At 67.6% G+C, this 20,631-nt stretch carries 23 protein-coding genes; 1 reads left to right on the top strand and 22 read right to left on the bottom strand.

Translation table 11 applies throughout. The annotated features are described in order from the left end of the window. Positions 1–21: 21 nt before the first annotated feature. The 14 genes from rpsS to ACZZ97_RS12575 all read right to left on the bottom strand — a co-directional run bounded on the left by rpsS (position 22) and on the right by ACZZ97_RS12575 (position 11,213). Complete coding sequence (gene rpsS, locus ACZZ97_RS12510; RefSeq protein ID WP_463473355.1) at positions 22–303, bottom strand: 30S ribosomal protein S19; 282 nt, start codon at positions 301–303, stop codon at positions 22–24. Positions 304–315: 12 nt separating this feature from the next. Next, entirely contained in the window at positions 316–1,155 is an 840-nt protein-coding gene (rplB, locus tag ACZZ97_RS12515) for a 50S ribosomal protein L2 (protein WP_123547688.1), read from the bottom strand. Between the two features lie 19 nt (positions 1,156–1,174). Beyond that, positions 1,175–1,474: a 50S ribosomal protein L23 gene (rplW, locus tag ACZZ97_RS12520; protein ID WP_123547687.1), complete on the bottom strand. Its 300-nt coding sequence runs from the start codon at positions 1,472–1,474 to the stop codon at positions 1,175–1,177. After that, a complete protein-coding gene (rplD, locus tag ACZZ97_RS12525) occupies positions 1,471–2,133 on the bottom strand; it encodes a 50S ribosomal protein L4 (protein WP_123547686.1) in 663 nt (220 codons plus the stop codon). The genes rplW and rplD overlap by 4 nt, the downstream gene beginning before the upstream one ends. A 3-nt stretch (positions 2,134–2,136) precedes the next feature. Continuing rightward, positions 2,137–2,787: a 50S ribosomal protein L3 gene (rplC, locus tag ACZZ97_RS12530; RefSeq protein WP_191330343.1), complete on the bottom strand. Its 651-nt coding sequence runs from the start codon at positions 2,785–2,787 to the stop codon at positions 2,137–2,139. 17 nt (positions 2,788–2,804) lie between these two features. Next, the gene (gene rpsJ / locus ACZZ97_RS12535; RefSeq protein ID WP_043593369.1) at positions 2,805–3,113 is read right to left on the bottom strand and encodes a 30S ribosomal protein S10; all 309 of its coding nucleotides are present in this window, start codon (positions 3,111–3,113) and stop codon (positions 2,805–2,807) included. Positions 3,114–3,563: 450 nt separating this feature from the next. Continuing rightward, entirely contained in the window at positions 3,564–4,394 is an 831-nt protein-coding gene (locus ACZZ97_RS12540) for a DarT ssDNA thymidine ADP-ribosyltransferase family protein (RefSeq protein WP_314101685.1), read from the bottom strand. Positions 4,395–4,509: 115 nt separating this feature from the next. Next, entirely contained in the window at positions 4,510–5,484 is a 975-nt protein-coding gene (locus ACZZ97_RS12545; RefSeq protein ID WP_314101687.1) for a DNA topoisomerase IB, read from the bottom strand. 94 nt (positions 5,485–5,578) lie between these two features. Continuing rightward, positions 5,579–5,791, bottom strand: coding sequence for an Rv0909 family putative TA system antitoxin (locus tag ACZZ97_RS12550; RefSeq protein ID WP_314101689.1), 213 nt, complete (start codon positions 5,789–5,791; stop codon positions 5,579–5,581). Between the two features lie 169 nt (positions 5,792–5,960). After that, positions 5,961–7,154, bottom strand: coding sequence for an elongation factor Tu (tuf, locus tag ACZZ97_RS12555; RefSeq protein WP_209561712.1), 1,194 nt, complete (start codon positions 7,152–7,154; stop codon positions 5,961–5,963). A 126-nt stretch (positions 7,155–7,280) separates the two neighbouring features. Then, a complete protein-coding gene (gene fusA, locus ACZZ97_RS12560; RefSeq protein WP_314104269.1) occupies positions 7,281–9,395 on the bottom strand; it encodes an elongation factor G in 2,115 nt (704 codons plus the stop codon). 84 nt (positions 9,396–9,479) lie between these two features. Beyond that, positions 9,480–9,950, bottom strand: coding sequence for a 30S ribosomal protein S7 (rpsG, locus tag ACZZ97_RS12565; protein ID WP_123547680.1), 471 nt, complete (start codon positions 9,948–9,950; stop codon positions 9,480–9,482). Further along, on the bottom strand, positions 9,950–10,324 hold the full coding sequence (rpsL, locus tag ACZZ97_RS12570) for a 30S ribosomal protein S12 (protein ID WP_043593380.1): 375 nt from the start codon (positions 10,322–10,324) through the stop codon (positions 9,950–9,952). The genes rpsG and rpsL overlap by 1 nt, the downstream gene beginning before the upstream one ends. A gap of 334 nt (positions 10,325–10,658) precedes the next feature. Next, on the bottom strand, positions 10,659–11,213 hold the full coding sequence (locus ACZZ97_RS12575; protein WP_463473356.1) for a DUF6121 family protein: 555 nt from the start codon (positions 11,211–11,213) through the stop codon (positions 10,659–10,661). Positions 11,214–11,684: 471 nt separating this feature from the next. On the opposite strand from ACZZ97_RS12575, the gene ACZZ97_RS12580 reads away from it, so the two are divergent. Beyond that, positions 11,685–12,482, top strand: coding sequence for a hypothetical protein (locus tag ACZZ97_RS12580; protein WP_463473357.1), 798 nt, complete (start codon positions 11,685–11,687; stop codon positions 12,480–12,482). 177 nt (positions 12,483–12,659) lie between these two features. Here the strand turns inward: ACZZ97_RS12580 and ACZZ97_RS12585 are convergent, their stop codons facing one another. The 8 genes from ACZZ97_RS12585 to ACZZ97_RS12620 form a co-directional block, all read right to left on the bottom strand. Beyond that, complete coding sequence (locus ACZZ97_RS12585; protein ID WP_463473358.1) at positions 12,660–13,463, bottom strand: hypothetical protein; 804 nt, start codon at positions 13,461–13,463, stop codon at positions 12,660–12,662. Positions 13,464–13,467: 4 nt separating this feature from the next. Beyond that, the gene (locus ACZZ97_RS12590; protein ID WP_463473359.1) at positions 13,468–14,130 is read right to left on the bottom strand and encodes a hypothetical protein; all 663 of its coding nucleotides are present in this window, start codon (positions 14,128–14,130) and stop codon (positions 13,468–13,470) included. After that, on the bottom strand, positions 14,127–15,176 hold the full coding sequence (gene pilM, locus ACZZ97_RS12595) for a type IV pilus assembly protein PilM (RefSeq protein WP_463473360.1): 1,050 nt from the start codon (positions 15,174–15,176) through the stop codon (positions 14,127–14,129). Before pilM ends, ACZZ97_RS12590 begins: the two co-directional genes overlap by 4 nt. Before the next feature lie 31 nt (positions 15,177–15,207). Then, the gene (locus ACZZ97_RS12600; RefSeq protein WP_463473361.1) at positions 15,208–16,041 is read right to left on the bottom strand and encodes a prepilin peptidase; all 834 of its coding nucleotides are present in this window, start codon (positions 16,039–16,041) and stop codon (positions 15,208–15,210) included. Then, positions 16,038–17,912, bottom strand: a complete 1,875-nt coding sequence (locus ACZZ97_RS12605; RefSeq protein ID WP_463473362.1) for a hypothetical protein — start codon at positions 17,910–17,912, stop codon at positions 16,038–16,040. Before ACZZ97_RS12605 ends, ACZZ97_RS12600 begins: the two co-directional genes overlap by 4 nt. Next, positions 17,912–18,601 (bottom strand): PulJ/GspJ family protein, encoded by a 690-nt coding sequence (locus ACZZ97_RS12610; protein WP_463473363.1) that lies wholly within the window; start codon positions 18,599–18,601, stop codon positions 17,912–17,914. Before ACZZ97_RS12610 ends, ACZZ97_RS12605 begins: the two co-directional genes overlap by 1 nt. Next, the gene (locus ACZZ97_RS12615) at positions 18,598–20,001 is read right to left on the bottom strand and encodes a prepilin-type N-terminal cleavage/methylation domain-containing protein (RefSeq protein ID WP_123547672.1); all 1,404 of its coding nucleotides are present in this window, start codon (positions 19,999–20,001) and stop codon (positions 18,598–18,600) included. Before ACZZ97_RS12615 ends, ACZZ97_RS12610 begins: the two co-directional genes overlap by 4 nt. Before the next feature lie 109 nt (positions 20,002–20,110). Beyond that, positions 20,111–20,557, bottom strand: coding sequence for a type II secretion system protein (locus ACZZ97_RS12620; protein WP_463473364.1), 447 nt, complete (start codon positions 20,555–20,557; stop codon positions 20,111–20,113). Between the last annotated feature and the right edge of the window lie 74 nt (positions 20,558–20,631).

Below are 20,631 nucleotides of genomic sequence, written 5' to 3' on the forward strand. Positions count from 1 at the left end.
TCTCCTCCTTACGTCGCCGCGTTAGCGGCGACGACCCTTCTTGTCGTCCTTCACGTGGCCGCGGAAGGTGCGGGTGGGCGCGAACTCGCCGAGCTTGTGGCCGATCATGCTCTCGGTCACGAACACGGGGATGTGCTTGCGCCCGTCGTGCACGGCGATGGTGTGTCCCAGCATGTTGGGGACGATCATCGAACGGCGCGACCAGGTCTTGATGACGTTCTTGGTGTTGGCCTCGTTCTGCGTGACGACCTTGCGAAGCAGGTGGTCATCGACGAAGGGGCCCTTCTGAAGACTGCGTGGCATCTTCTACAACTCCTACTTACGCTTCTTGCCAGCGTTACGACGGCGGACGATGAGCTTGTCGCTCTCCTTGTTGGGGTGGCGCGTGCGGCCTTCTTTCTGGCCCCACGGGCTGACCGGGTGGCGTCCACCGGAGGTCTTGCCCTCACCACCACCGTGCGGGTGGTCGACGGGGTTCATGGCGACACCACGGACGGTCGGGCGGACGCCCTTCCAGCGCATGCGGCCGGCCTTGCCCCAGTTGATGTTCGACTGCTCGGCGTTGCCGACCTCGCCGATGGTGGCGCGGCAGCGTGCGTCGACGTTGCGGACCTCGCCCGACGGCAGGCGGAGCTGCGCGTAGGGGCCGTCCTTGGCGACGAGACGCACCGAGGCACCCGCCGAGCGGGCCATCTTCGCGCCGCCGCCGGGCTTGAGCTCGATCGCGTGGATGATGGTTCCGACCGGGATGTTCTTGAGCGGCAGGTTGTTGCCGGGCTTGATGTCGGCGCCGGGACCCGACTCGACGATGTCGCCCTGCGACAGCTTGTTCGGCGCGATGATGTAGCGCTTCGAGCCGTCGACGAAGTGCAGGAGCGCGATGCGCGCCGTGCGGTTGGGGTCGTACTCGATGTGAGCGACCTTGGCGTTGACGCCGTCCTTGTCGTTGCGACGGAAGTCGATCACGCGGTACTGGCGCTTGTGGCCACCACCGATGTGACGCGTCGTGATCCGACCGGCGTTGTTGCGGCCGCCGCTCTTGGAGAGCGGACGGAGCAGCGACTTCTCGGGGGTGGAACGCGTGATCTCCGCGAAGTCGGCGACCGACGAACCGCGACGACCAGGAGTCGTGGGCTTGTACTTACGAATAGCCATTTTGTTTTCCCTCCGGGCCCTAGCCGACAGCCGTGAAGATGTCGATGGAGCCCGACTTGAGCGTCACGATGGCGCGCTTGGTGTCCTTGCGCTTGCCGGTGCCGAAGCGGGTGCGACGGGTCTTGCCGACGCGGTTCAACGTGTTGATGCTGTCGACCTTGACGTCGAAGATCTTCTCGATCGCGAGCTTGATCTCGGTCTTGTTCGACCGCGGGTCGACGATGAAGGTGTACTTGCCCTGATCGATCAGGGAGTAGCTCTTCTCGGAGACGACGGGCGCGATGATGACGTCGCGGGGGTCCTTGCCGTAGCCGCTCATGCGGTGGCCTCCTTCTTGCTCTTCGAGGCGACGAAGCCGTCGAAGGCGCTCTTCGTGAAGACGATGTCGTCGCTGACGAGGACGTCGTAGGCGTTGAGCTGGTCGAACGTGATCACGTGGACCGTGGGCACGTTGTTGACGCTCTTGCGGGTGAGCGCGTCGTCGCGGTCGATGACGACCAGGACGTGCTTGCTCGACGAGATCGTCGACAGCAGCTCGAGTGCGACCTTGGTCGACACCGTGTCGGCGACGAAGCTCTCGACGACGTGGACGCGAGCACCGCGGGCACGGTCGGACAGAGCGCCGAGCAGAGCGGCGGCGATCATCTTCTTGGGGGTGCGCTGCGAGTAGTCACGCGGCTGCGGACCGTGGACGATGCCACCGCCGGTCATCTGGGGAGCCCGGATCGAGCCCTGACGAGCGCGGCCGGTGCCCTTCTGCTTGAACGGCTTGCGACCGGCGCCGGAGACCTCGCCGCGACGCTTGGTCTTGTGCGTGCCCTGGCGAGCGGCAGCCTGCTGGGCGACGACGACCTGGTGGATGAGCGGCACGTTCGTGACGACGTCGAAGATCTCGCCGGGCAGCTCGACCGTGCTGGTCTTCACGCCCTTGGCGTCGAGGACGTCCACCGAGGTGGCCGTTGCGTTGATGGTGGCCATGAGCTACTTCCCCTTCACGGCGGTGCGGACGAAGACGATGCGGCCACGAGCGCCGGGGACGGCGCCCTTGACGAGCAGCAGACCCTTCTCGGCGTCGACGGCGTGCACCGTGAGGTTGAGGATGGTGACGCGGTCCCCACCCATGCGACCGGCCATGCGCATGCCCTTGAAGACACGGCTGGGGGTCGACGAAGCACCGATCGAGCCGGGCTTGCGGTGGTTGCGGTGCGCACCGTGCGAGGCGCTGACGCCCTTGAAGTTGTGACGCTTCATGACACCGGCGAAGCCCTTGCCCTTGGAGGTGCCGACGACGTCGACCTTCTGGCCGGCCTCGAAGGTCGCGGCCGTGAGCTCCTGGCCGAGTGCGTACTCGGCGGCGTCGGCGGTGCGGACCTCGGTGAGGTGGCGGCGGGGCGTGACGCCCGCGGCGTCGAAGTGGCCCGTGGCGGGCTTGTTCGACTTGCGGGGGTCGATGGGGCCGGCGGCGATCTGGACGGCGCTGTAGCCGTCCTTCTCGAGCGAGCGGATCTGGGTCACGACGTTGGGAGCGATCTCCACGACGGTGACGGGGACGAGCTTGTTGTTCTCGTCCCAGACCTGGGTCATGCCGAGCTTCTTGCCCAGGAGGCCCTTGACGTTCTTGGTGCTGCTGATGGTCATGGTCGCCTCCCCTAGAGCTTGATCTCGATGTTGACGTCGGCCGGGAGGTCGAGGCGCATGAGCGAGTCGACTGCCTTGGGCGTCGGGTCGACGATGTCGATGAGGCGCTTGTGCGTGCGCTTCTCGAAGTGCTCGCGCGAGTCCTTGTACTTGTGGGGCGAACGGATCACGACGACCACGTTCTTCTCGGTCGGCAGCGGCACGGGGCCGACCACCGTGGCGCCCGCGCGGGTGACCGTGTCGACGATCTTTCGCGCGGAGGTGTCGATGACCTCGTGGTCGTACGACTTCAGCCGGATGCGGATCTTCTGTCCCGCCATGTGTGACTCTCTCTCGTTCGGACGTCGCGCACCTCGGGGGCCGCCTGACGCTGTTCGCTGGGCGAACATCTGGCTCTACACGATCTCCGAGGGCTGTCGCCCTCGCGTACCGCTGTTCTGGTGTCAAGCCATCTCGGGAACGATGCGGGCGGCCGTTCGACGGGTTCCGCGCGAGAGGACCTCGGGGAGGTCATCATCGTGTCCACCGTCGCTCAGAGCTCGGCCCTGGCGGTGTTCCTGTGTGAGATGTGTCCTGCTACCCGCGGCCCAGACGTCTTGCGTCTGTGCACTGCCTGGCAGTGATCCGGCACTCGCGCACGGCGAGCTCGGAATGTTGAACTAGACGATTTTGCCACACCTGGGCACAAGCTGCAACCCGGGCGTGTCGCGGATGTCGGCCGCGTTCTCGAGGGGGCCGTACGGGCCCCCTCGACTCATCTTCAGGCCGCCTCAGGCCGTCTCGGCGGGGCGGAACCACGGCGGGTAGACCGCCACGCGAGGGGCCGCGCCCCCGGCCTCGACCAGCAGCTGCTTGACCCGGTCGCGCATCTTGTCGTTCGGGACGCCGATCAGCATCACGGAGTCGAGCGGGACGGCGTGCGGGACGAGCACCTCGGGCTCGAGCAGGTCGGGGTCGGCGAGCGAGAAGCGGCGCACCATCGAGGAGGCGGCGTCGACGCCGGCCGCCGAGCGGACCCCCTGCACGGCGGCGTCGCGCTCGGTGACGACGAAGTCGTCCTCCAGCGCGGTCACGGGCACGACGAGCATGACGAAGTCGGTGGCCTTGGCGCTGCGGGCGGCGTCGGACCACTCGTAGCCCTCGGCGCCCGAGCGGAGGACCTCCCACGCGGAGGCGTGCGGCGAGAGGGAGAAGGGCACGTGCGCGGCCACGGCGGCACCGGAGGCGGTCGTCACGGAGGCGCGGAGGGCACGCGTCGCCTCGGAGCTCACGTCGAGGACGGGGGCCGCCTCGGCGGCGGGGACGAGCTCGCCGGCGGCGAACACGGCCGGCAGGTTGCTCACGTGGGTCCAGTGGTAGACGCGCTGCGCCTCGAACGCGGGCGCGACGCGAGCGGCGGACTGCGCCGCCACGGCCACGGCGGCGGAGTCACGGGCCAGGGCCGGCGTGCTGCGCAGCGACTCGGGCTTGCGCGAGGGCGCGCGGCGCTTGGTGACCAGCGTCCGTGCCTGCCCGTCAGCGTCGAGCAGGGGCTCCCGCTTGCGCGGTGCGCAGATGTCGCACAGCTCTCGCTCGAAACCGTGGATGCACTCGTCAGTCACTGCAGTTGGTCCTCTCGAGCGCCCGACTCGAACGGACGCAACCCTCTACGGTACGTCATGGGGCCACCCGCTCGCGACCGCCCGTGGGACGGCGGGGCGCCTCCTCGTCCCCGGGTCAGCGGAAGAGCAGCGACCGCACCTCGGACTCGGCCGACCCCAGGCGGCCGGGATCGATGGTCTCGCCGTGCAGGTAGGCGTCGACGAGACGGGGGTCGACGTACGACGAGCGGGCGACGGACGGGGTGTTGCCGAGGACGTCGGCCGCGTCGCGCATGGCCTGCGACACCGCAGCCTTGCGCTTGCCGGCTCCCGCCTGCGGGCCCGTCCTCGCGAGGCTGACCGCGGCGGCGACCGTGCCGTGCAGGGTGCGGAAGTCCTTGGCCGTGAAGTCGTCCCCGGCGCGGAGCTTCACGTACTCGTTGATCTCGGAGGCGTGCAGGGGTCGCCAGGGCGAGCCCGCCTCGGGACGCCAGGCGAGCAGCCGCGACCGTCCGCCGCGCTGCTTGTACCCGCGCACCACCGTCGCGAGGTCGGGGTCGCGGATCTGGGAGTCCCAGTCCTGGCCGCTCTTGCCCGGGAAGGCGAGCGAGACCACGTCGCCGGACACCTTGGCGTGAGCGCACAGCAACGTGGAGAGGCCGTGGCTGCCGTGCTGCTCGGCGTACCGCTCCGACCCGACCCGGAGGGAGCCGGTGTCGAGCATGCGGAACGCTGCGGCGAGGGCTCGGTCGCGCACCGGCTCGTCGAGGCGCAGGTCGCGGGTCACGAGGCGTCGCGCCGCGGGGAGGGACTCGGCCAGGGCGAGGGCGCGGTCGAACTTGAGACGGTCCTTCTGCTCACGCCAGGTCGGGTGGTAGATGTACTGGCGCCGCCCGGCGCCGTCGACGCCCGTCGCCTGGATGTGCCCGTTGGCGTAGGGGGCGATCCAGACGTCCGTCCAGGCAGGCGGGATGCCGAGGTGCTCGCACCGCTCACGGAGCTCAGGATCGGTCACGGTGGAGCCGTCCGCGTGACGGTACGAGAAACCGGCGCCGCTCGGGACACGGGTGAGGCCCGGGGAGCTCGAGTTCGTCCTTCGGAGGCGCGGCATCCGTCGATCGAACCACCGTGGGCCTGGTCCGCGGTGGGCCGGGGTACAGGCGACGCCCCGTCCCGAGGGAACGAGGCGTCGCACATCGACGGGGCTACTGGTCGCCGATCCTCTTGTCGGCCTGCTCCTTCGCCTGGGCGATCTTGTCGCTGTGCTTGCCCCCGGTTGCCTTGTCGGCAGCACCGGCGACGGCGTCGAGGATCTTGTCGCTGACGCCCTCGGCCTTCTCGCTCTTCAGGGCGTCCTGGACCTTGCCGTCCTTCAGGAACTGCTGGGCCTTCTTGGTGATGTCGTCGAAGCCTGCCATGGTTCGCCTCCTCTGGCCGGCGTCTCCGGCTCGCGACCACTCTGCCGCGAAAGAGCGATCGACGCACGCTTTCGTTCCTCCCCGGGACACGACGAGAGGGGCCGAGCCCTTCCGGGCCCGACCCCTCTCGGGTGTTCAGGTGGTGCTGGTGGTGCTGGTGCGGCTGGTGCTACTTGATGATCTTGACGACCGTGCCGGCACCGACCGTGCGGCCACCCTCGCGGATGGCGAAGCGCAGGCCCTCTTCCATGGCGATGGGCTGGATCAGCTGGACGGTGATCTCAGTCGTGTCGCCGGGCATGACCATCTCGGTGCCCTCGGGCAGCGTGATGACACCCGTGACGTCGGTGGTGCGGAAGTAGAACTGCGGGCGGTAGTTCGCGTAGAACGGGTTGTGACGGCCGCCCTCGTCCTTCGAGAGGATGTAGACGTTCGCCTCGAACTCGGTGTGGGGCGTGATCGAGCCGGGCTTGACCACGACCTGGCCGCGCTCGACGTCCTCGCGCTTGGTGCCGCGGAGGAGGAGTCCGACGTTCTCCCCGGCGCGCGCGTCGTCGAGGGTCTTGCGGAACATCTCGATGGCGGTGACGGTCGTCTTGGACGACTTCTCCTTGATGCCGACGATCTCGACCTCGTCGTTCGGCTTCAGGATGCCGCGCTCGACACGACCGGTGATGACGGTTCCACGACCGGTGATCGTGAAGACGTCCTCGACGGGCATGAGGAAGGGCTGGTCCGTGGCACGGACGGGCTCGGGGACGTTCTCGTCGACCTGGTCCATCAGGTCGGCGACCGTGGCGGCCCACTTCTCGTCGCCCTCGAGGGCCTTGAGAGCGGAGACCTGAACGACGGGGGCGTTGTCGCCGTCGAAGTCCTGGCTGGAGAGGAGCTCGCGCACCTCGATCTCGACGAGCTCGAGGATCTCCTCGTCGTCGACCATGTCGGACTTGTTGAGGGCCACGACGATGTAGGGCACGCCGACCTGGCGGGCGAGCAGGACGTGCTCACGCGTCTGGGGCATCGGACCGTCGGTGGCGGCGACCACGAGGATCGCGCCGTCCATCTGAGCCGCGCCGGTGATCATGTTCTTGATGTAGTCGGCGTGACCGGGAGCGTCGACGTGAGCGTAGTGACGCTTCTCCGTCTGGTACTCGACGTGCGAGATGTTGATCGTGATGCCGCGCTGCTTCTCTTCGGGCGCGTTGTCGATCTGGTCGAAGGCCGACGCCTCGTTGAGGGTCGGGTACTTGTCGTGCAGGACCTTGGTGATCGCCGCGGTGAGCGTGGTCTTGCCGTGGTCGACGTGACCGATGGTTCCGATGTTGACGTGCGGCTTGGTCCGCTCGAACTTGGCCTTAGCCACTGTGGGTCCTCCTCAGGACTCGGTTGCAGTGGGGCCGGGGGCCGGGTCGATGACCCGGCCTACCGGACACTGCGGATTGGTGTGTGTACATGTTACGCGGTCGAGGAACGGCCGCGAGATTCGGGACTATTCGCCCTTGTTCTTCTGGATGATCTCCTCGGCGACGGCCGAGGGGACTTCCTGGTACGACTCGAACGTCATCGAGTAGACGGCACGACCCGAGGTCTTCGACCGCAGGTCTCCGACGTAGCCGAACATCTCCGACAGCGGCACGCTGGCCCGAACGACCTTCACACCACTGGCGTCTTCCATCGACGAGATCTGCCCGCGTCGCGAGCTGAGGTCGCCGATGACGTCGCCCATGTACTCCTCGGGCGTACGCACCTCGACCGCCATGAGCGGCTCGAGGAGAACGGGCTGGGCCTTGCGAGCCGCCTCTTTGTAGGCGATCGACCCAGCGATCTTGAAGGCCATCTCCGACGAGTCGACGTCGTGCGCCGCGCCGTCGAGGAGCAGCGCCCGGACGCCCACCGTCGGGTAGCCCGCGAGGACTCCGACCTGCATGGCGTCCTGGATGCCGGCGTCGACCGAGGGGATGTACTCCCGCGGGACGCGGCCGCCGGTGACCTTGTTGACGAACTCGTAGGTCGACTCGGCCGTGACCTCGTAAGGCTCCAGGGCGATCTGGATCTTGGCGAACTGGCCCGACCCACCGGTCTGCTTCTTGTGGGTGTAGTCGTAGCGCTCGATGCCCTTCTTGAGCGTCTCGCGGTAGGCCACCTGGGGCTTGCCGACGTTCGCCTCGACGTTGAACTCGCGCTTCATGCGGTCGACGAGGATGTCGAGGTGGAGCTCGCCCATGCCCTTGATGACCGTCTGGCCGGTCTCGACGTTGAGCTCGACGCGGAACGTCGGGTCCTCTTCGGCGAGCTTCTGGATGGCCAGCGAGAGCTTCTCCTGGTCGGCCTTCGTCTTGGGCTCGATGGCGACCTCGATGACGGGCTCGGGGAACGTCATCGACTCGAGCACGATCTGCTCGGACGGGTCGCACAGCGTGTCACCGGTGGTGGTGAACTTCAGGCCGATGACCGCGTAGATGTGGCCGGCGGTGACGCTGTCGACCGGGTTCTCCTTGTTGGAGTGCATCTGGAAGATCTTGCCGATGCGCTCCTTCTTGTCCTTGGTCGAGTTGATGACCTGGGCACCCGACTCGATCGAGCCGGAGTACACGCGGACGTAGGTGAGGCGACCGAAGAAGGGGTGCACCGCGACCTTGAAGGCGAGGGCCGAGAACGGCTCCGTCGACTCGGGCTTGCGGATGATGACCTTCTCGGCGTCGCGGACGTCGTGGCCCTCCATGGGGGGCACGTCGAGCGGCGAGGGGAGGTAGTCGATGACCGCGTCGAGCATCGGCTGGACGCCGCGGTTCTTGAACGCGGAACCACAGAAGATCGGGTACAGCTCGCTGTTGACCGTCATCTTGCGGACGGCGCCCTTGATCTCGGCGATCGTCAGCTCTTCGCCGCCGAAGTACTTCTCGAGCAGCGCGTCGTCCGACTCGGCGACCGTCTCGAGGAGCTTGGCGCGGTACTCCGCGGCCTTCTCCTTGAGGTCGTCCGGGATCTCCTCGATCTCGTACTTCGCACCCAGCTCGACGTCTCCCTTGGAGTCGCCGCGCCACGTCAGCGCACGCATCTCGACCAGGTCGACGACGCCCTCGAACGAGGACTCCGAACCGATCGGGAGCTGCATGACGAGGGGCTTGGCGCCCAGGCGGTTGATGATCGTGTCGACCGTGAAGTAGAAGTCGGCGCCGAGCTTGTCCATCTTGTTGACGAAGCAGATGCGGGGCACGTCGTACTTGTCGGCCTGACGCCAGACGGTCTCGGACTGGGGCTCGACGCCCTCCTTGCCGTCGAAGACGGCGACCGCGCCGTCGAGCACGCGGAGCGAACGCTCGACCTCGACCGTGAAGTCGACGTGGCCGGGGGTGTCGATGATGTTGATCTGGTTCTTGTTCCAGAAGCACGTCGTCGCGGCGGACGTGATCGTGATGCCGCGCTCCTGCTCCTGCGCCATCCAGTCCATCGTGGCCGCACCGTCGTGGACCTCACCGATCTTGTGGGTGATGCCGGTGTAGTACAGGATGCGCTCGGTCGTCGTCGTCTTGCCAGCATCGATGTGCGCCATGATGCCGATGTTGCGGACCTTGTTCAGGTCGGTGAGCACGTCCTGTGCCACAGGTTCCTCCGAAGGGGTAGGTGGGGAAAGCGGGAGCCGAGGAGGCGCGGTGCACGTCGTGCGCACACCGCGCCTCCGTGGCTGTTACCAGCGGTAGTGCGCGAAGGCCTTGTTCGCCTCGGCCATCTTGTGAGTGTCCTCACGGCGCTTGACAGCGGCGCCGAGGCCGTTGGAGGCGTCGAGGATCTCGTTCATGAGGCGCTCGGTCATCGTCTTCTCGCGACGAGCCTTGGCGTAGGTGGTGAGCCAGCGGAGCGCGAGCGTGTTCGCGCGGTGCGGCTTGACCTCGACGGGGACCTGGTAGGTCGAGCCGCCGACGCGGCGCGAACGCACCTCGAGGGTCGGGCGCACGTTGTCGAGCGCCTTCTTCAGCGTGACGACGGCATCCTGGTCGTTCTTGGCGGAGACGCCGGCGAGAGCACCGTAGACGATGCGCTCGGCGAGGCCCTTCTTGCCGTCGAGGAGGATCTTGTTGACGAGCTGGCTGACGATCGGCGCACCGTAGACCGGGTCGGCGACGACGGGGCGCTTGGGCGCGGGTCCTTTACGAGGCATTACTTCTTGTCCTTCTTCGCACCGTAGAGGCTACGAGCCTGCTTGCGGTTCTTCACGGCCTGGGTGTCGAGTGCGCCACGGACGATCTTGTAGCGCACGCCGGGGAGGTCCTTCACACGACCGCCGCGCACGAGCACCATCGAGTGCTCCTGCAGGTTGTGGCCCTCGCCGGGGATGTAGGCGGTGACCTCGGTGCCGTTGGAGAGCTTCACACGGGCGACCTTGCGGAGCGCGGAGTTCGGCTTCTTGGGGGTGGTGGTGTACACGCGGGTGCACACGCCACGCTGCTGGGGGTTGGACCGCAGGGCGGGGGCCTTGGTCTTGACGACCTTCGGCGTGCGTCCCTTGCGGACCAGCTGCTGGATGGTTGGCACTGGTTCTCCTTGGTTGCGCTCTGCTCTCGGCCGGTGCTGCGCCGTGCAGTGCTCTGCTCTGTCCGACCGGATGGTCGGCGTCCTCGTCTCGTCGGGACCGGGCCGGATGAGGCCCTGCCCCGCCCGGCGACCGCCGCGTGACGAGCACGCGGAGCAGCTGGGGGACGGTGTGACCCTGCTCGTGCCGGGTCGTCGACCGTGGTACGAGCGGGATTTTCGGGCGCGCGATGAAGCGCACACCCGATAGAGCATAGCTTCGGCCAGGGGGTTAATCAAATGTCTCCGGGCTGCGACGGGACGCCGACGGCGAACGGCCAGGCGCCTCCCTGCCCGGTCAGCGGGCGGGCTCGGCCCTCGAGACCAGCAGCGTGCCGAGCACGACGAGGGCGGCGCAGACGACCGCGCCGAGCACGAACGGCGACAGCGCGTAGCGCGCGGCGAAGAGCACCAGCCAGACGGCCTCGCCGCGGACCACGGCGTAGCCGACGCTGCCGACGAGCAGCATGACCGCCCAGACGGCGGCGGCCGCGGAGACGACGGCGGGCCAGGGGCTCGGGGGCGCGGGTCGGGGACCGGGGACGCCGCCGCCCTCGTCTCCGGGGCGCGGGCCCGGGCGGGCCGGGCGGGCGTCGGGCAGGGGCTGGGCGGGGAACGTGCCTCGCACCTCCGGCGCTCCCCCGTCGCGGGCGTCGGCCAGCGCGGCCGAGCGCATCAGGGCCAGGAGGACGACCAGCAGGGCGGCGCCGCCCATGGCCGGGCCGAGGAAGGGACCCGCGTCGGGCTCGCCGATGACGTCGCGGTCGAGCAGCAGGCTCTCGAAGCCGGCCGTCGCCACGAGCAGGGCGCCGAAGAGGACGCTCGCCATCAGGGCGTAGACGGCACGGGTCATGAGGCGAGGGTACGCCGCGGCGCGCAGGGGGACTCGGGTTTACGTTCCCGCTACTGTCCGCTTCGAAGACCGTCGAACGAGGTAGCCAATATGACTAACTGAGAGTGAGCCCTGTTCGACTATTGTCTGGATATGCCATCGGGATCCACACAGACAGAGCGTTCGTTTGCCATCGGCTGTCTCCCCCTGGAACTGACACCGCAGCTACCAGCAACTGCTTGGGCGTCGGAGCTTCGAAGTGCCTTGTCGTCAGTCGCCGCCATCAGTCACATCGAGATCCGGACTCCTTCTGAGGGGTTCGCGGCCGAGCTTTCAAGCGAACCTCTAGGCGACATCGATCTCCCAGAGGATAACTACAGGCAATTTTTCTGGCCCGAGCCGGGATTTACTCGGGTCAGATTTAACGTCCATATCCCTAAACGCCTGCAGACTGGAGCAACAACGGGGGCCGCGGGGACCGAGGACTTCCGCGTGACGACGCATTACGGCTATTACGGCCCCTGCACCTTCGTCTCCCTAGCAACGAATGCTACGGCGGACAAATTGAATCCCTCTGCCGCTATCGCAACAGTTCACACCTTCATTTCCAACGAACTCGCGAAGCTGCAGTCTCCGATTCGTATGGCACGGGTTGGTCCGAGTCCATTCCACATGGATGGCCGTCTAAAACCATCGAGTCAATCAGGTGCACCCAGCCCGTTATCGTTTGCTGTTACTGGAACTTACGGCTATGAAAATTATGAGTTCACTTACGACACCTCGATGTTCGACTCGGTGGACGAAGCAGATGACGCTCTACAGGAGGCTGTGTCGGATCAGCTGCAGTTGTTCTACTACTTGCAACGGACGAGCAATCTCCGCACGAAACGCGCGTTTGAGTTGTCGGAGGCGTCTCAGCACCTGATACAGAAGCACGCGGCTACAGGCATCAAGGCTTGGTTCGTCCGAGTGTTCGGCACTGCGAGTGAGGCTAGACGCTTGGGTATGGAGGCCTTGCAATCCCGGTTGCTCTCCGCCGATGAAATGCAGAGCGCACAGACATCGATCGCGCAGACTCTGAGCCAAACAGACGCGCTTCCTGCATTTGCAAACCATTTGGATGAATTCAAAAGAGACCAGTACGCTCACGCGGTGCAAAATGCCTCGGACGTCGTCCTATTCGCCGAAGGCTCCCGTAAGGGCGATTTCGAAGTCGCAATCGTCTCCGCCTCAACCATTTTCGGTGCTGTCGCGGGCGGTCTAGTGGCTCTCGCCCTAACGGGCAACTGAACGCTTCACCGCTCTAGGCGCGCTAACTAATCGGCGACGCAGACTCGCGGCAGACTTGCCCCGTAGCGGAGACCGCTCGAGGCGGGCGCAGGAAGCACCTCAGCCCGGGCTGCTCCCCGGGAGGGAGGAGCCGGGCCCTGGCTGCGGAACCGAGCGGAGGAGGCGCGGGTCGGCCGGTCAGCGACCGCTGGCGGTGGTGTCCGTGCCCTCGTCGGTGCCCTCGGCCTGCGTCGGCGCAGTCGTCGTGGCGTCGCCGTCGGCGGGGGCGGTCTCGCCGTCCTGCAGGACGAAGACGAGGCCGCCCACCGTCCAGGCCTGCCCCTCCGCCGCACCGGCCTCGTCCCCGGAGGCCTCCTCGGGGTCGCTGCTCGTGATGGTGGTCACGAGGAACAGACGCGGGCCCGTCTGCAGGCGGTCGACGAAGTCGAGCGCCTGGTCGTACGAGCCCGCGATGTCGACCGTGACGGCGATCGTCGAGAAATTGGCAGCCGTGACAGCGGGGTCAGTGAACGTGGTCGGAGCGGTGGGACCTGACGCCTCCGCCGGGGCGGCAGCCGACGCGTCCGCGCCCTCCGTCGGCTCAGCGCCCTCGGCAGTCGCCGCGTCGCCGACCGGAGCGGCAGCCGACGCGGGCATCTCGTACGAGACGGCATCCGCGGCCGTGAACGACGTTACGGGTACCCCAGCGGCGTCGGCCATCTCGTCAAGCTGACGGATCAGCTCGGGCATGTCGGCCGCGTCCGGCACGGACGCGCGACGCGTGTCGCGATCGGCCGTCAGAGTCGAGAGCTGGTCGTTCTCGGAGACGAGCTGGGCGAGCGTGGCTCGGAGGCTCTCGTTCTGCGTCTCGACCGTCGTGCGCTGCTCGGCCGCGGCGGACGCCGAGGAGAGCTGGGGCTGCACGCCGAGCAGGAAGCCCAGCGCGAGGACGGCGACGCCACTCAGCGCGGCAACGATCATCTTGATGCGATTGCGGTCCACGAGGTCACTCGCCTTCCGTCGGAGCGAAGCGGTTCGAGAACGCGCGCTGGTCGATGTGCATGGTGACTGTCGCCTCGTAGACGCCGTTCTCCAGAGATACCGACCCTGGGGTCGCATCCGTGTACCCAGGGAGAGTCGCGAGGCCGTCCAGCCAGTCAGGGACGCTCGGCAGCTCGTCGCTCCTCGCGCTGAAAGTGACGGTTCCGATACGAGCGCCCTGGAGAGGCGTGTCGGACTGTGCGTAGTCCGACGTCGGAGTGGCTTGGTCGATGCTGATCGTCGAGACCGTCACCCCCGCCGGAAGGGTCGCCTGGATCTGGGCCAGATACGAGGGCCAGGCGATCTCGGTGGCTCCGGCGACGGCCTGCGCGGCGGTCAGCAGCGTGATCTCGGACTGGGTGTCCCGTACCTCGGTGTACTTGCCCTGTTCGAGAAGCAGCTGCTGCGTGTCTGCCTGCGAGGCCAGCAGCTCGTCCTGGGCTTCGATCGAATGAAGGGTGGCGGCCCCCACGGCGATTCCGGCCACGGCGGCCGCCCCGACGACGCCCATCCAGGCGCGACGCACGGCGACGCCGCCACGGCGCTCGGCCCGGACCTCCGGGGGCAGCAGGTCGACGCGGGGCAGTCCCCCGACGACCGCCGCGGCGGTCTTCTTCGTGCGGCTCATGCGGCGCTCCCCAGTGCGAGCCCGAGGGCCACGGTCATGTCGGAGGCGCGCCCGCGGAGGGCGGCCTCGTCGACGTTCTTGCCGAACGCGACGGTCGCGAACGGGTCGGCGACGACGACGGGCAGGCGCGTCACCTCGGACAGGGCGTCCGGGAGGCCGGGCAGCAGGGCACCGCCTCCGGCGAGGACGATCTGCGAGATCGTCTCGGTCGTCCGGGTGTTGACGAAGTACTGGACGGTGTTGCGGAAGCTTCCGAGCAGCTCGTTGACCGACTCGAAGATGGCGGCCGACGAGGCCTGCTCCTCGGCGTTGGTGATGTGCGTGCTCAGGCCGCGTTCGCGCTTGACGGCCACCGCTTCCTCGACCGAGACACCGCGCTTGGCCATGATCGCCTGCGTGACGTCGTCGCCGCCCGAGGGGATGATGCGGACGAACTGCGGCACGCCGTCGGTCGCGACGATCACGGACGAGGTGCTGTGGCCGATCTCGATGAGGGCGACGGTGCCGGTGAGGCCGGGGCGATTGATCAGCAGGCGCGTGTTCGCGAACGGGATGAGGTCGACGCCCATGGTCGACAGCCCGGCGAGCTTGCTGGCGCGGACGTTGCCGAGGACGGCGTCCTTGACGGCGGCGATCAGCAGGCCGTTGAGCACGGGGCCGTTCTCGCCCTCGCTCTCCTTGTAGGGGTAGAAGTCGAGCAGCGCGTCGGCGACGGGCACCGGCAGCATGTCCTGCACCTGGAACGGCAGCGACTCGCGGATCCGCTCGCGCGACGCCTTCGCCACGGTCAGGTCGCGAGCCAGCACGCGCTGGTTGCCCATGCCGAGCACGACGTTCTTGCTCTTGAAGCCGCCGGCGCTCCAGAGCTGCTTGAGGGCGCTGGCGACGGTCTGGGGCTCGAGCACCTCTCCGCGGCTGGCAGCGCCGTCGCTGAGGGCCATCTCGGAGAAGCGGACGACGGTGGGGCGCGGCTTGTCGACGTCGGCGACCTCGACCGCACGGAGCGATCGGCTGCCGATGTCGACTCCGACGATGTTCTTCGTCATGGGGTGGTCTCTTTTCTGCGTGAGTTCGGGCTCACGCGAGGGTGAGGAGCTGGAGGTAGGAGGCGGCGACCGTGCCGCCGACGAGCACGCCGACCCAGGCGCCCGCGAGCATCCAGGGGCCGAAGGGGATGCCGCCGGCGCGCTGGGCACGACGGGTGGCGAGCAGGACGATCGAGAAGAGGCCGCCGAGCAGGAACGCGGCGAAGGCGCCGACGACGAGCTCGCCCCAGCCGAGCCAGCCGAGCCAGAGGCCCAGCACGCCGGCGAGCTTGACGTCGCCGAGGCCCATGGCCCCGGGCTTGACGAGCGCGAGGGCCAGGTAGAAGACGAACAGGGCGACCATGCCGACGACGCCGCGGAGCAGCGCGTCCCACTCCCCCGACACGGCCGAGGAGCTGCCCAGCAGGACGAGGCCGACCGCGTACGACGGCAGCACGATCGCGTCGGGCAGCCGGTGGTGCTCGACGTCGATGATGGCGAGCGCGACGCTCGCGCCGGCCAGCCAGAGGAACGCGACGAGCTCGAGCAGCGCCGCGACGAGCGGGGCGGCCTCGGTCGGCACGGCGGTCCAGGGCCAGACGACGGCCGCGACCAGCGCGAAGAAGCCACCGGTGGCGAGCTCGACGATCGGGTAGCGAGCCGAGATGGCGGTGCGGCAGCTGCGGCACCGGCCCTTGAGGGCGAGCCAGCTGAGCACAGGGACGTTGTCGTACGCCTTGATCGGCGCGTGGCAGCCGGGGCAGGCGCTCGGCGGTGACGAGATCGACATGCCCGCCGGGACTCGGTACACGACGACGTTGAGGAACGAGCCGATCAGCAGGCCGAGCCCGCCGGTGGTGAGCGCGGCGAGGAGGAGTGCGGTCATGAGACGACCTCCTTGCCGGTCCAGTCGACGGCGGTCTGGCTCTCGACGATGTGCGTCACGCCGTAGCTGGTCGACACCGGGCTGAGGAACTTCGGCGGCGCCGTGTAGCGCATGCGCGGATCGTAGACGTAGGACTTCGTGTATCCCGTGGCCCCCGTGGTCGCCACCGGGCCGCGGAACTTCTGCGAGATCGAGCCGAGCACGTTGAGCTTGCCCTTGGGGTAGCCGCCGTCCTGGTTGTAGTTCTGCACGGTGAAGGTGTGCGCCACGGACAGGATCGCGGCCTGGATGGTCCGGTCGCTGGCGGTGCGGTCCATCAGCCCGGTCGAATAGGTGGTCTCGTCGTAGGGGACGTCCCGAGGACAGTTGTAGGCCCTGCCGTTGTAGTAGCAGGTGTAGTACTCGGTGCGGTAGCGCGTCGTCGTCGTCGAGTAGGTCTTCGTGGGGTTGTAGACGTAGACCGCGTTCGTGCCGACAAGGCCGAGCATGTCGCGGGCAGAGTCGGCGAGGAGGACGTCACCCGTGACGTAGACGAAGTTGTAGGCCGCGATCGTCATGTTGCCCTTGAGCGTGCCCTTGACGAAGACGTCGCCGGCGGTGCATGAGTAGCTCGCGCCGGTCTCCCCCGCGGCAGGGAATCCCACCCCGTTGCCCGCGACCGCGCCGTCGGCACCGGTGCAGCTGTACTTCGCTGGCAGGTTCGAGCCGACACGGGCGTTGACGTTGCTCGAGGCCGTCGGGACGTCCTGGACGTAGATCAGGTTGCCGTCGAGCACAGGCAAGGTCTGGCCGCCAGGGCTGCCGAGCGAACCGCCGCCGGCTCGGTCGCCGACGATGCCGCACTTGGCGGGCGTCCGGACGGCTCCCGTCTCGGCCCCGTTGTTCAGCTGTGTGGACTTGGTCCACGGCGAGTACACGGTCATCGTGCCGTCGCCGTTCAGGGTGATCGAGGTCGGACCGGTATAGAGGCAACCCGGGTTCGGCACGGTTGATCCCGACAGGTCAGCCCTCGTCTCCTGCTTCATCTTGTCGTTCGTCTGCGGCATCGTGATCTGGGCCGCGTAGTCGGGAGTCGACTTCTTGTCCTTGCCGAAGACCGGGGTGCCCGTGCAGTTCGCCCCCGTGGCCGAGTTGAAGCGATTGGCACGCGTGCTCGCCGTCGTCGTCGCACCGAGGAATTGAGGACCGCCACAGACGACCATGGTGTCGTTCGTGTGCAGCGGACCGTTGATGACGTCGCCCGGGGCGAACTGGATGGTCGTGCAACTGGGCCGAGAGTTCACAGCCCACTCGTAAGCCGGGCTGCAGTTCGTGCTCGACAGCGCAGGGTCGCTGATCTCGAAATCGGTGAAGTAGACGTAGTCGAGGAAGCCGTCCTGCTTGAGGTCGGCGACCACGCTGCGGGTGGTGTCACCGACGCGTCCCGTCGAGCGCAGTCGCAGGCTGCCCTTGCTCGAGTACTGCGAGGTGTCGACTTCGTAACGGTACGAGGCGTCCGAGCCGGGGACGGTCTGCCATGTGCCGGCCTTGCCTTTGCCGAAGGCAGGGTTTCCGTTCGTGCCGGTGAAGCTGCTCCCGCTGCTGAAGGACGTAGCGCGCACTCCGTACTGGCTGTAGGCGTTGTTGTTGGCGAGCTTGCTCTGGTAGTCCTCGACACCCGCGTAGGCGGCGGCGATGGCAGCGTTGTAGTCCGAGTCGCCACGGGCCTTGACGGAGCCGCTGACCGCGACCGAGATCATCGTGACGCTCAGGAGGAGCAGCACGGCTCCGAGTCCGATGACGCTGGCCAAGGCGACACCGCGTTCGCGGTCGTCGCCGCGCAGACGGCGGAGGACACCCCGGAACATGTGCAGGTGCAGGAGTCGGGTCATTAGGGCAGCGTCCTGGCGATGTCGAGGTTGGGCAGGCCGACGGTGTTCACGAGCGTCGTGGACGTCGCCGGGGTCGTGCCGGTGCCCGCTTGCAGGCGCACACGCACTGCCGCGACGGTGGACACCTTGGAGGCGGGGACCGCGTCGGTCGTCAGAGGGATGACGGCCCCGGCTGCGTCGAGGTACGTGAAGGTATCGACGCCCTGCACCATGGGCGAGCCCACGATTCGTCGAACGGGGGCGTTCGCCACATTGAAGGTGTAGAAGCCATCGGACGTGACGGAGCTGGGCCAGGTGCTCTCCATGAGTTGCCCGCCTGTCAGGTCGTACTGCACCATCACCGGGGTCTGAGCGGCCGAGACCAAGTTGACGTAGGCGTAGAACCTGACGCTGTTGCTCTTCGCCAGCTCGAAGGCGGGTGCGTCGAGAGGCTGCCCGGAGACAGGGTTGTCAGTGGCCGCCCGCAGGTTGCGCGTAACCGCCGTCATCGAGTTCGTCACCGTCCGGGTCGCACCGTCGATGGCGCGGACCTGTGATGAGGCCCGCGAGGCACCGACCATGAAGCTGCCAGTGATGGCCATGAGGATCGCGAAGACCATCATCGAGACGAGCAGCTCGGCGAGGCTGATGCCGAGGTCGCGGCGTCCTGGTTCGTTCAGCTCGGCAAGCCGAGCGCGGAGGAGCGTCACGGGGTGCCGCCTCGGGGGTCGAGCAACACCGTCTTGGCCGTCGTGTCGACGATGCCCCGGGTACGGGCGGCGTCACCGCGCGGCGTGATCTGGTCCTTCAAGGTGAAGACGGTGCCGCTGTTGCTCGTGTTGTAGGTGTAGAACTTCCAGGTGCCGTAGGGCAGCGCCATCGCCGTCAGGGCCGTGACCGAGGGGAAGTAGTACGTCTGGCCCGTCACGCATCCCGGGTCACCGTTCGCCTTACTGTTCTGCTGCACGGCGGCGACCCGCTGGACGCCTGGGAGGTCGGCCAGCTGCACGACCCCGGTCGGGACGATCGGCACCGCCGAGTCGCCGGGTGCAGCGCCTACGGGCATGATCTGAGCGCCCACCATGCCGTCAGCGGCCGGGGTGGTCCAGGCGGACGGGTCGACGTTGAGGCACGACGACTCGACGTTGTTCTTGGGATCGGTCGTCGGGTCGATGTGTCGACCGGCCATGACCGAGTACCCCCCGGTGAACGGGAAGAGCGGCACCGGCGAAGCCGCGGACGCAGCGACCGTGTAGTCGCCCTGTGCGCTGCTGCGGAAGGTCAGGTCGAGGTTCGTGGGGAGGGTGCGGAGCAGCGCCTGCTCTCGACCGACGGAGGCGTTGAACGAGGCGGCGGTGTCGAAGGAGAAGGAGGCCGTCTGCGACGTGCCGGCCGTCACGACGACCGGGGTCATCACCTGGGTGCTCTTCTGGTCTGGACCGACGGCGCCGCCCTTCGAGATGGTCACCTGGTAGTTGCCCGCGGCCAGGCCCAGCGCGTAGGTGCAGCCCGTGGAGTCGGTCTTGGCCGGCGTGGGCGGCGCGACCGCGCCGTTCGGGGAATCGGTGGCCGCAGCGATCTGCACAGTCACTCCCGAGGTGCCCGTGCCGCTGGCGCCTAGCACCTCGACGACGATGGTCCCCTTGTTCGGGTCGTTGATGCGGCTGTTCGGCGCGATGGCGGTGGCGCTGGTGATCTCGCCGCCGGGCCGCATGCCTGCGTAGCTGACGGAGACCTCTACCTGCTTGTACTGCAGCGTGCCGGTACCGGTGCCGCAGATGGTCGTGTTCGACGTGGTGGTCGCCCAGCTGGCGCGGCGCGTGACCTCGTAGGTGGTGCCGCCCACCTCGGTGGTCCACGTCTTGTCGACGATGGTGAAGACGTCCTTCACGCTGCGCAGGAGATCGATGTCCTGGGCGGCGAGCTGCGTGGCGATGGCACGGGCTCGGCTCTCGCGGGTGAGGACGAGGGAGTTGGTGATCGTGTAAGCGACCCCGATGGAGATGATGGTGAAGACCATCATGGCGACGATGACCTCGACGAGGCTGAAGCCGGTGTCACGCTCGGCTGGGCTGGCGGGGCGGAGGACGTCGTTGAGGCGTCGGAACATGGTGGATCACCTCCCGGTCGGGTTCAGGGGTGGGTTCAGGTCAGACCGTCAGGGGGACGATCGGGCGGACGGGTGTCCACGCCGAAGCGCGGACACCCGTCCCGGATGATCAGCAGACGGAGCCGGCAGGCTTGGCCTCGACGACGCCCGAGGACTCGGTGACGTAGAAGCTCTTCGTCGCGTCGCTGGCCTTCTTGGCCGTGAGGCAGAACTTGGCGGCGGTGGCGGTGCCGCTGTAGGCGAGTCCGGCGGTGTTGGCGCCGACCGTGTAGCCGTAGGTGCCGAGCTTCTCGACCGTGAGGTCAGTGGAAGCCGGGAACGAGCCGCTCTCGGTCTGGTAAGCGATGACTGCGGTCTTGGCGTTCGACAGGTCGCTCTTGACGCCCGAGTCCTTGGCGTTGTTCTGCACGCCGAGGTACACGGGGATCGCGATCGCGGCGAGGATGCCGATGATGATGACGACGACGAGGAGCTCGATGAGCGTGAAGCCCTTGTCCTTGTCCTGGGCGAGGTTCTGGCGGCGGGCGGAGAGCTTGCCCATGAGTGCGAAGTACATGACTGGTCCGTTCGAGATCGGGTGCGGGAGAGGTGATCGGAGGCGGTCACGTCGTTCCCGCCGGAGATGACTCT

The sequence above is a fragment of the Frigoribacterium sp. AC512 genome, assembly GCF_979258295.1.